The sequence below is a fragment of the Streptomyces calidiresistens genome (genome assembly GCF_014141525.1).
Classification (GTDB): domain Bacteria; phylum Actinomycetota; class Actinomycetes; order Streptomycetales; family Streptomycetaceae; genus Streptomyces; species Streptomyces calidiresistens.
Genome location: NZ_VKHS01000139.1, coordinates 1 through 9142, shown reverse-complemented (window position 1 = coordinate 9142; position 9142 = coordinate 1). Strand labels below are relative to the sequence as shown.

The following is a 9142-nucleotide window of genomic DNA, read 5'->3' as shown; positions in this document are numbered from 1 at the left end:
GACCCGCCCCGCCCGGTGTCCCGGAATCCGTGCCCTCGGCAGCGGCCCCCCGGTCGGACCTGTACCCTACGTGTCGCGTCATGAGCCACCGCGGGGTGTGGCGCAGCTTGGTAGCGCGTCCGCTTTGGGAGCGGAAGGTCGTCGGTTCGAATCCGGCCACCCCGACCACGTACTATGAGGGTCGCGCGTGCCTGTGTCGTGTCCGCATGTTCATGCCGCATACGGGGCGCCCCTCAAACCAAGAAGCCCGGCTCCGACAGCCCGGACGGGATCCGGACCCAGCGTTCGGACGGTGTTCAGGAGGATCGGCGCGATCGATCCCGTCGGAACCGGGCACCACCCAGCAGTCAGCCCCAAGGAGACCGACCGTGAAGAGCGCCGTGGAGACCCTGAACCCGACCCGGGTTCGGCTCACTGTCGAGGTGCCCTTCGAGGAGCTCAAGCCCAGCCTCGACGCGGCGTACAAGAAGATCAACCAGCAGATCACCGTCCCCGGCTTCCGCAAGGGGAAGGTGCCGGCGCGGGTGATCGACCAGCGTTTCGGCCGCGGTGCGGTGCTGGAGGAGGCGGTCAACGAGGCACTGCCGAAGTTCTACTCCGAGGCGGTGACCGAGGGCGAGCTGAACCCCCTCGGCCGCCCCGAGGTGGACATCACCGACCTCAAGGACGGTGAGGTCCTGACCTTCACCGCCGAGGTGGACGTCCGTCCCGAGATCGAGATCCCGGACTACTCCGACATCGAGGTCACCGTCGACGCGGTCGAGGTCGCCGACGCCGACGTGGACGAGGCCGTCGAGCAGCTGCGCGAGCGCTTCGCCTCCACCACCGAGGTCCAGCGGGCCGCCGCCGAGGGCGACGTGGTCCGGCTCGACCTGGAGGCCCGGGTGGACGGCGAGGTCCTCGCCGACGGCGTGGCCGAGGGCATCGACTACACCATCGGCTCCGGCCGCCTGCTGGACGGCATCGACGAGGCCGTCACCGGGCTGGAGGCCGGCGGCACCGCCACCTTCACCAGCGAGCTGAAGGGCGGTTCGGCGGCCGGCCGGGAGGCGGAGATCACCGTCACCGTGCACGCCGTCTCCGCCCGCGAGCTGCCCGCCGCGGACGACGAGTTCGCCCAGCTGGCGAGCGAGTTCGACACCCTGGAGGAGCTGCGGGAGGACGCCCGCACCCGCCTGGCCCGTCAGAAGAAGTACGACCAGGCCACCAAGGCCCAGGAGCAGGTCCTGGACGCCCTGCTGGAGCGGGTCGAGGTCCCGATGCCGGAGAACCTCCTGCGCGACGAGATCGAGACCCGCAAGCACAACCTGGTCAACCACCAGCTCGGTCGGCTCGGCATGGACCTCGACCGGTACCTGGAGATGCAGGAGAAGACCGCCGAGGAGTTCGAGAACGAGCTGCGCGAGCAGGCCGAGAAGGGCATCCGCACCCAGTTCGTGCTCGACGAGATCGCCCGGCGCGAGAAGGTCAACGTCAGCCAGGAGGAGCTGACCGAGCACCTGGTGCGTCGGGCGCAGTCCTCCGGCATGAGCCCCGACGAGTTCGCCCGCGCGGTGGTCGAGGGCGGCCAGGTGCCGATGCTGGTCGGCGAGGTCAGCCGCGGCAAGGCGCTCGCCGGCGTGGTGGAGACCGTCCGCGTGGTGGACACCAACGGCGAGGTCGTCGACCTGGAGGACGACGAGACCGACCCCGACGCCGAGACCGTCACCCCGCAGGAGGCCGCGGCCGACGCCGAGGGGGCCACCGGGGACGCCGGGGACACCGGGGAGAAGGCCGACAAGAAGGACAACGCCTGATCGAGGTGCCGCACGCGGCGCCCGGAACGGGGCCGGACGTGATCACGTCCGGCCCCGTTCCGCTCCCGGCGGAACCCGGCGGGAACCCCACCTGCGCTCACAGCGAACAGTTTCCGAGCCGGGATGGGTCGGCCCCACCAGCGCGTTAGGGTCCGTAAAGGCAACCCCTCGACAGTACGGCCGAGTACGCCGACCGGAGCCCCGGCCCCGGACGTCCTCGGCGACGAGCAACGACGATGCCGGCGCCCGTGCGCGAGCACGGTCGTCCCATGAATGAGCAGGTGGAATACGTGACGCTTCCGATGCCTTCCGCCGCCGCCGACCCCATTGCCGGCGGCCTCGGTGATCAGGTCTACAACCGGCTGCTCAGCGAGCGGATCATCTTCCTCGGTCAGCCGGTGGACGACGACATCGCCAACCGGATCACCGCGCAGTTGCTGCTGCTCGCGGCCGATGACCCGGACAAGGACATCAACCTCTACATCAACAGCCCCGGCGGTTCGATCACCGCGGGCATGGCGATCTACGACACCATGCAGTTCATCAAGAACGACGTGGTGACCATCGCCATGGGCATGGCCGCCTCGATGGGGCAGTTCCTGCTCAGCGCCGGTACGCCGGGCAAGCGCTTCGCCCTGCCGAACGCCGAGATCCTCATCCACCAGCCCTCGGCCGGCCTCGCCGGTTCCGCCTCGGACATCAAGATCCAGGCCGAGTGGCTGCTGCGCACGAAGAAGAAGATGACCGAGCTGTCCGCGCGGCACACCGGCCAGAGCGTCGAGCAGTGGACCCGCGACTCCGACCGCGACCGCTGGTTCTCCGCGGAGGAGGCCAAGGAGTACGGCCTGGTCGACCGGGTCATCGCCAACGCGGCGGACATCCCCGGCAGCGGTGGCACGGGTGCCTGATCACGGCCCCCTCCGCCCAGCCCAGATCCCGTCGACAGCTCATCGCCAGGAGACCCCGATGACCGCATCGCTTCCCTTCAACGGTCCCTCCGGGACCGCCGGTTTCCCCGGCTCGGGCCTGTACGAGCGCCCGACCCCCGACTCCCGCTACGTCGTCCCGCGCTTCGTCGAGCGCACCTCCCAGGGCATCCGGGAGTACGACCCGTACGCCAAGCTCTTCGAGGAGCGGGTGATCTTCCTCGGGGTCCAGATCGACGACGCCTCGGCCAACGACGTCATGGCGCAGCTGCTGTGCCTGGAGTCGATGGACCCGGACCGGGACATCCAGATCTACATCAACAGCCCCGGTGGCTCCTTCACCGCCCTGACGGCGATCTACGACACGATGCAGTTCGTGAAGCCGGACATCCAGACCGTGTGCATGGGCCAGGCCGCCTCGGCCGCCGCCGTGCTGCTGGCCGCCGGTACCCCCGGCAAGCGGATGGCGCTGCCCAACGCCCGGGTGCTCATCCACCAGCCGTACAGCGAGACCGGGCGCGGCCAGGTCTCCGACCTGGAGATCGCCGCCAACGAGATCCAGCGGATGCGGGTCCAGCTGGAGGAGATGCTCTCCAAGCACTCGACCAAGCCGATCGAGCAGATCCGCGAGGACATCGAGCGCGACAAGATCCTCACCGCCGAGGCGGCGGTGGAGTACGGTCTGATCGACCAGATCGTGACGACCCGAGCCGCCTCCGCCTGAGCGACCGGATCGCCGGCCCTCCTTCGGCGGGATGCCACCGCGTTCCGGGGGTTTCCCGCCAAAGGAGGGCCATTCCGTCCGGGCGACAGGGTACCGTCGTGGGGACAGCGCGATAACGGCATCCGGCACCGACCGGGCCGCGGCTCCGGAAACCGGGTGCCGCACCCGGCCGCGGGGCCGTTCGCGCGGTCCGCAGGGCTCGGCACCGGCACCACGCGCACCGGCACGACACCACGGACACCACAGGCGACACACAGACATCCAGACGCGCGCGGTCGCGGCACCCCGTGAACCCCCGACGGGCTTGCGGAGCGGCGGCGCACCAGGCACCAGGCACCGCCCCACTCCCGGGCGGTGCGCAGGCGAAGGGGAAGCACCTCGTGGCACGCATCGGTGACGGCGGCGACCTGCTCAAGTGCTCATTCTGCGGAAAGAGCCAGAAGCAGGTGAAGAAGCTCATCGCGGGCCCGGGGGTGTACATCTGCGACGAGTGCATCGACCTCTGCAACGAGATCATCGAGGAGGAGCTCGCCGAGTCCCCCGAGTCGGACCTCGGTGAGCTGCCCAAGCCGCGCGAGATCTACGAGTTCCTCGAGAGCTACGTGGTGGGCCAGGAGCCGGCCAAGAAGGCCCTCTCGGTGGCCGTCTACAACCACTACAAGCGGGTCCGGGTGAGCGAGGAGGCGGCGCACTCGCGGGACGAGGAGATCGAGCTCGCCAAGTCCAACATCCTCCTGCTCGGTCCCACCGGCTCGGGCAAGACCCTGCTGGCGCAGACCCTGGCCCGGATGCTCAACGTCCCCTTCGCCATCACCGACGCCACCGCCCTGACCGAGGCGGGATACGTCGGCGAGGACGTGGAGAACATCCTCCTCAAGCTCATCCAGGCGGCCGACTACGACATCAAGAAGGCCGAGCAGGGGATCATCTACATCGACGAGATCGACAAGGTGGCCCGCAAGAGCGAGAACCCCTCGATCACCCGGGACGTCTCGGGCGAGGGCGTGCAGCAGGCGCTGCTGAAGATCCTGGAGGGCACCACGGCGGCGGTCCCGCCGCAGGGCGGGCGCAAGCACCCGCACCAGGAGTTCCTCCAGATCGACACCTCGAACGTGCTGTTCATCGTCGGCGGTGCCTTCGCCGGGCTGGACGACATCGTGCGCGCCCGCTCCGGCGGCCGGGGGATCGGCTTCGGCGCCGACATCCGCTCCAAGCGCGACCGGGACACCTCCGAGTTGCTGTCCGACGCGCTGCCCGAGGACCTGGTCAAGTACGGGATGATCCCCGAGTTCATCGGCCGGCTCCCGGTCATCACCTCGGTGCACAACCTGGACCGGGACGCCCTGCTGCGCATCCTGGTCGAGCCGCGCAACGCGCTGGTCAAGCAGTACCAGCGGCTCTTCGAACTGGACGGCGTGGAGCTGGAGTTCGACCGTCCCTCGCTGGAGGCCATCGCCGATCAGGCGATCCTGCGCGGCACCGGCGCGCGCGGACTGCGGGCGATCATGGAGGAGGTGCTGATGTCCGTGATGTACGAGGTGCCCTCGCGTCAGGACGTCGGCCGGGTGGTGATCACCGAGGACGTGGTCCGCTCCAACGTCAACCCCACCCTGGTGCCCCGCTCCCGGATGGCCAAGCAGCGGGGCAACTCCCCGCGCACCCCCCGGGAGAAGTCGGCCTGACCCGGCGCGCGGCCCGCCCCTCCCGGCGGGCCGCCGTCCCCCGTACCACCGGTGGGCGCGGGGTCCCGAACAGCGGCGCGTGTCGCGCCCCTTCGGGATCCCGCGCCCACCGTCGTCGGGAGGCCCGGTCACCCGGGCATCGGCGCGGCCGGTTCACCCGGTGCGCTCGACCAGGGCGTCCTCCCGCAGCTGCCGGGTGTGGTCGGCGGCCTCCCCGGTGGGGATCGTCTCCGGGGCCCGAACCTCGGGCATCTCCTCGGCCAGCGGATCCACATCGGCGGGCAGCTCGGGGAAGGGCAGGTAGTAGGTCAGGCCCACCGTGCTGTAGTCCGCCCAGGCGCAGACCGTGATCTCCATGGTGTACCCCAGATCCGGGTCCTCCTCGGTGCCCCGGGCGATCTGGCACTTCAGCGCCGCCTCCTCGTAGGTGAAGGACTCGGCGGTGCCGACCAGTTCGATCTCCTGGCCCTCCTCCTCGGAGATGCTCTGCGCGAACTGCAGGAAGAGCAGGTCCACCGTCTGCTGCGGGTTCTCCACCTCGCCCCACATGCCGGCGAAGCCCAGGCCGACCCGGCCCCAGTCCGGGATCGGGGCGTCGGGGTCGGGCTCGATGTAGGAGCCGCCGACGCCCTCCATGTCGGTCAACCCCGCCTCCTCCAACTCCTGCTCGGAGAGCAGGATGGAGTTGTCCTCCTCCATCAGTTCGAAGTCACCGGTCTGCTGCGGGAGCGTCAGGTCGTACCGGGTGCCGTCGTCCGAGCCGAGGGCGTTGTCCCCGCCGGAGAGGACGGCGTACAGGCCACCGCCCACCACGGCCAGGGCCGCGACCACCGCCACCGTTATGCCGACGTTCCGGCCCTTGCCGCTCCTGCCCGCCTGCCCGCCGGGGGGCACCGGCGCGCCCGGCTGCTGCGGGTAGCCGTACCCCGGCTGTCCCGGCTGCTGCGGATACCCGTATCCGGGCTGCCCCGGCTGACCGCCCGGCGGCGGGTAGCCGTACCCGGGCTGCCCCGGCGGCTGTTGCTGCGGGTAGCCGTAACCCGGCTGCGCGCCCGGCTGCGGCTGCGCGTAGGGGTTCCCCCCGGCGGGCGGCTGCCCGGGCGGGGGCGTCCCGTACGGGCCGGGCTGACCGGGCTGCGGGCCCTGCTGCCCGTACGGCCCCGGCTGCTGGTGACTCATCTGTGTACCCCTCTGCGCGGCAGTTCGGATCTCGGGGGCCATCCTGTCCGACCCGGGCCGGTGGTGTACATCCGGAGTCCACGACACCGCGCGGGGGCCGTCCGGACCGGGAAACCGGGTCGAGGGCGGCCTCCCGCCGTCGATAGACTGGGCCCCGTGACCGAGAACACTCAGCAGCCCGCTCCCGGGCCCCACGGCGTCCCCACCGACCTGCCCAGCCGCTACACCCCGGCGGAGGTAGAGGGGAAGCTGTACGAGCGCTGGGTGGAGCGCGGCTGGTTCGAGGCGGACGCGAAGAGCGACAAGCCCCCGTACACCATCGTCATCCCGCCGCCGAACGTCACCGGCAGCCTGCACCTGGGCCACGCCTTCCAGCACACCCTCATGGACGCCCTGACCCGCCGCAAGCGGATGCAGGGGTACGAGGCGCTGTGGTTGCCCGGCATGGACCACGCCGGCATCGCCACCCAGAACAAGGTGGAGCAGCAGCTCGCCGAGGAGGGGAAGTCCCGTCACGACCTCGGCCGCGAGGCGTTCGTCGAGCGCGTCCGGCGGTGGAAGGAGGAGTACGGCGGGAAGATCCTCGGTCAGATGCGGCGCCTGGGCGACGGCGTCGACTGGTCCCGCGAGCGCTTCACCATGGACGAGGGCCTGTCCCGGGCCGTGCAGACCATCTTCAAGCGGCTGTACGAGGACGAGCTGATCTACCGCGCCGAGCGCATCATCAACTGGTGCCCGCGCTGCCTGACCGCGATCTCCGACATCGAGGTCGACCACGAGGAGCGCGACGGCGAACTGGTCTCCATCCGCTACGGCGACGGGGAGGACTCCCTGGTCGTCGCCACCACCCGGGCCGAGACGATGCTCGGCGACACCGCCGTGGCCGTCCACCCTGGGGACGAGCGCTACCGCCACCTGATCGGCACCGAGGTCCGCCTGCCGCTCACCGACCGCAGCATCCCGGTCGTCGCGGACGAGCACGTGGACCCGGAGTTCGGCACCGGCGCGGTCAAGGTCACCCCGGCCCACGACCCCAACGACTTCGAGATCGGCCGCCGGCACGACCTGCCCTCGCTCACCATCATGGACGAGCGCGCCGTCATCACCGTCCCCGGCCCGTTCGAGGGGCTGGACCGGCTGGAGGCCCGCTCGGCGGTCGTCGGCGCGCTGCGCTCGCAGGGCCGGATCGTCGCCGAGAAGCGCCCCTACACCCACGCGGTGGGCCACTGCTCCCGCTGCAAGACCATCATCGAGCCGCGGCTGTCCCTGCAGTGGTGGGTCCGGGTCGAGCCGCTGGCCCGGGCCGCCGGTGACGCGGTCCGCGACGGACGGGTCGCCATCCACCCGCCGGAGATGGCCGGGCGCTACTTCCAGTGGGTCGACAACATGCACGACTGGTGCATCTCGCGCCAGCTGTGGTGGGGTCACCGCATCCCGGTCTGGTACGGGCCGAACGGTGAGGTCGTGTGCGTCGGCCCCGACGAGGAGCCGCCGACCGGCGAGGGCTGGACGCAGGACAACGACGTCCTGGACACCTGGTTCTCCTCCGGCCTGTGGCCCTTCTCCACCCTCGGCTGGCCCGAGGAGACCGCAGACCTGGCGAAGTTCTACCCGACCGATGTCCTGCTGACCGGCCACGACATCATCTTCTTCTGGGTCGCCCGGATGATGATGTTCGGCCTGTACGCCATGGACGGCACCCCGCCCTTCCACACCATCGCGCTCACCGGCCTGGTCCGCGACGAGCGCGGCAAGAAGATGTCGAAGTCCTTCGGCAACGTCGTCGATCCGCTGGACTGGATGGACGCCTACGGCTCCGACGCCGTCCGCTTCACCCTGGCCCGCGGCGCCAACCCCGGCGTGGACGTGCCGATCGGCGAGGACTGGGTCCAGGCCTCCCGCAACTTCGCCAACAAGGTGTGGAACGCCACCCGCTTCGCGCTGATCAACGGCGCCACCGTGGAGGGCCCGCTGCCGGCCGCCGAGCGGATGTCGGCCACCGACCGGTGGATCCTCTCCCGGCTGGACGCCGTCGTCGCCGAGACCGACGCCCACTACGACGACTACCAGTTCGCCAAGCTCTGCGACACCCTCTTCCACTTCGCGTGGGACGAGGTCTTCGACTGGTACGTCGAGCTGAGCAAGACCACCTTCCAGGCGGGCGGCGAGCCGGCCGAGGTCTCCCGGCGCGTGCTCGGCGAGGTCCTGGACGTCCTGCTGCGCCTGCTGCACCCGATCGTCCCCTTCGTCACCGAGGAGCTGTGGACCACCCTCACCGGGCGCGAGTCCGTGGTGGTCGCCGACTGGCCGACCGCCGGCGGGTTCCGCGACGAGGCGGCCGAGCGGGAGCTGGGCGAGGTGCGGCGACTGGTGACCGAGGTCCGCCGGTTCCGGGCCGACCAGGGCCTGCAGCCGGGGCAGCGGGTCCCCGCCCGGCTGGAGTTGGCCGGCACCGGCCTGGAAGCGCACGAGGAGGCCATCCGCTCCCTGCTGCGGCTCCAGCCCGCCGGTCCCGATTTCACCGCCTCCGCCACCCTCCCGGTGGGCGGCGCCGAGGTCGCCCTCGACCTCTCCGGCGCGGTGGACACCGAGGCCGAGCGCAAGCGCCTGACCAAGGACCTGGCGGCGGCCGAGAAGGAGTTGGCGCAGACCACCGCCAAGCTCGGGAACGAGAAGTTCCTGGCCAAGGCGCCCGAGCCGGTGAAGGAGAAGATCCGGGCCCGGCGCGGGGCCGCCGAGGCGGACATCGCCCGCCTCACCGCCCAGCTGGAGCGGCTGGCCGGCTGAGCCGCGCCCCCTGCGACCTCCGTCGCGCGACGGCCCGCCCCCGGTGCC

Annotated in this window: 6 protein-coding genes and 1 tRNA gene; 6 read left to right on the top strand and 1 reads right to left on the bottom strand. The window is 70.9% G+C overall.

Annotated features, from left to right (window positions below; all coding sequences use genetic code 11):
* Positions 1-91 precede the first annotated feature (91 nt).
* From FOE67_RS08700 to clpX, 5 genes are all read left to right on the top strand, one after another.
* Positions 92-168 (top strand) — tRNA-Pro (locus tag FOE67_RS08700).
* A gap of 200 nt (positions 169-368) precedes the next feature.
* Positions 369-1796: a trigger factor gene (gene tig / locus FOE67_RS08695; protein WP_182662178.1), complete on the top strand. Its 1428-nt coding sequence runs from the start codon at positions 369-371 to the stop codon at positions 1794-1796.
* A 290-nt stretch (positions 1797-2086) separates the two neighbouring features.
* The gene (locus tag FOE67_RS08690) at positions 2087-2704 is read left to right on the top strand and encodes an ATP-dependent Clp protease proteolytic subunit (RefSeq protein ID WP_323384519.1); all 618 of its coding nucleotides are present in this window, start codon (positions 2087-2089) and stop codon (positions 2702-2704) included.
* A gap of 58 nt (positions 2705-2762) precedes the next feature.
* Positions 2763-3446, top strand: a complete 684-nt coding sequence (locus tag FOE67_RS08685) for an ATP-dependent Clp protease proteolytic subunit (protein WP_228473690.1) — start codon at positions 2763-2765, stop codon at positions 3444-3446.
* 380 nt (positions 3447-3826) lie between these two features.
* Positions 3827-5128 carry an ATP-dependent Clp protease ATP-binding subunit ClpX gene (gene clpX / locus FOE67_RS08680; protein WP_182662176.1) on the top strand — a complete coding sequence of 434 codons (1302 nt, stop codon included), beginning with the start codon at positions 3827-3829 and terminating at the stop codon, positions 5126-5128.
* Positions 5129-5281: 153 nt separating this feature from the next.
* Here clpX and FOE67_RS08675 read toward each other — a convergent pair whose 3' ends face one another.
* Positions 5282-6307 carry a hypothetical protein gene (locus FOE67_RS08675; RefSeq protein WP_182662174.1) on the bottom strand — a complete coding sequence of 342 codons (1026 nt, stop codon included), beginning with the start codon at positions 6305-6307 and terminating at the stop codon, positions 5282-5284.
* 156 nt (positions 6308-6463) lie between these two features.
* Between FOE67_RS08675 and FOE67_RS08670 the strand changes: the two genes are divergently transcribed.
* Positions 6464-9094: a valine--tRNA ligase gene (locus tag FOE67_RS08670; protein ID WP_182662172.1), complete on the top strand. Its 2631-nt coding sequence runs from the start codon at positions 6464-6466 to the stop codon at positions 9092-9094.
* The last annotated feature ends 48 nt before the right edge of the window (positions 9095-9142 follow it).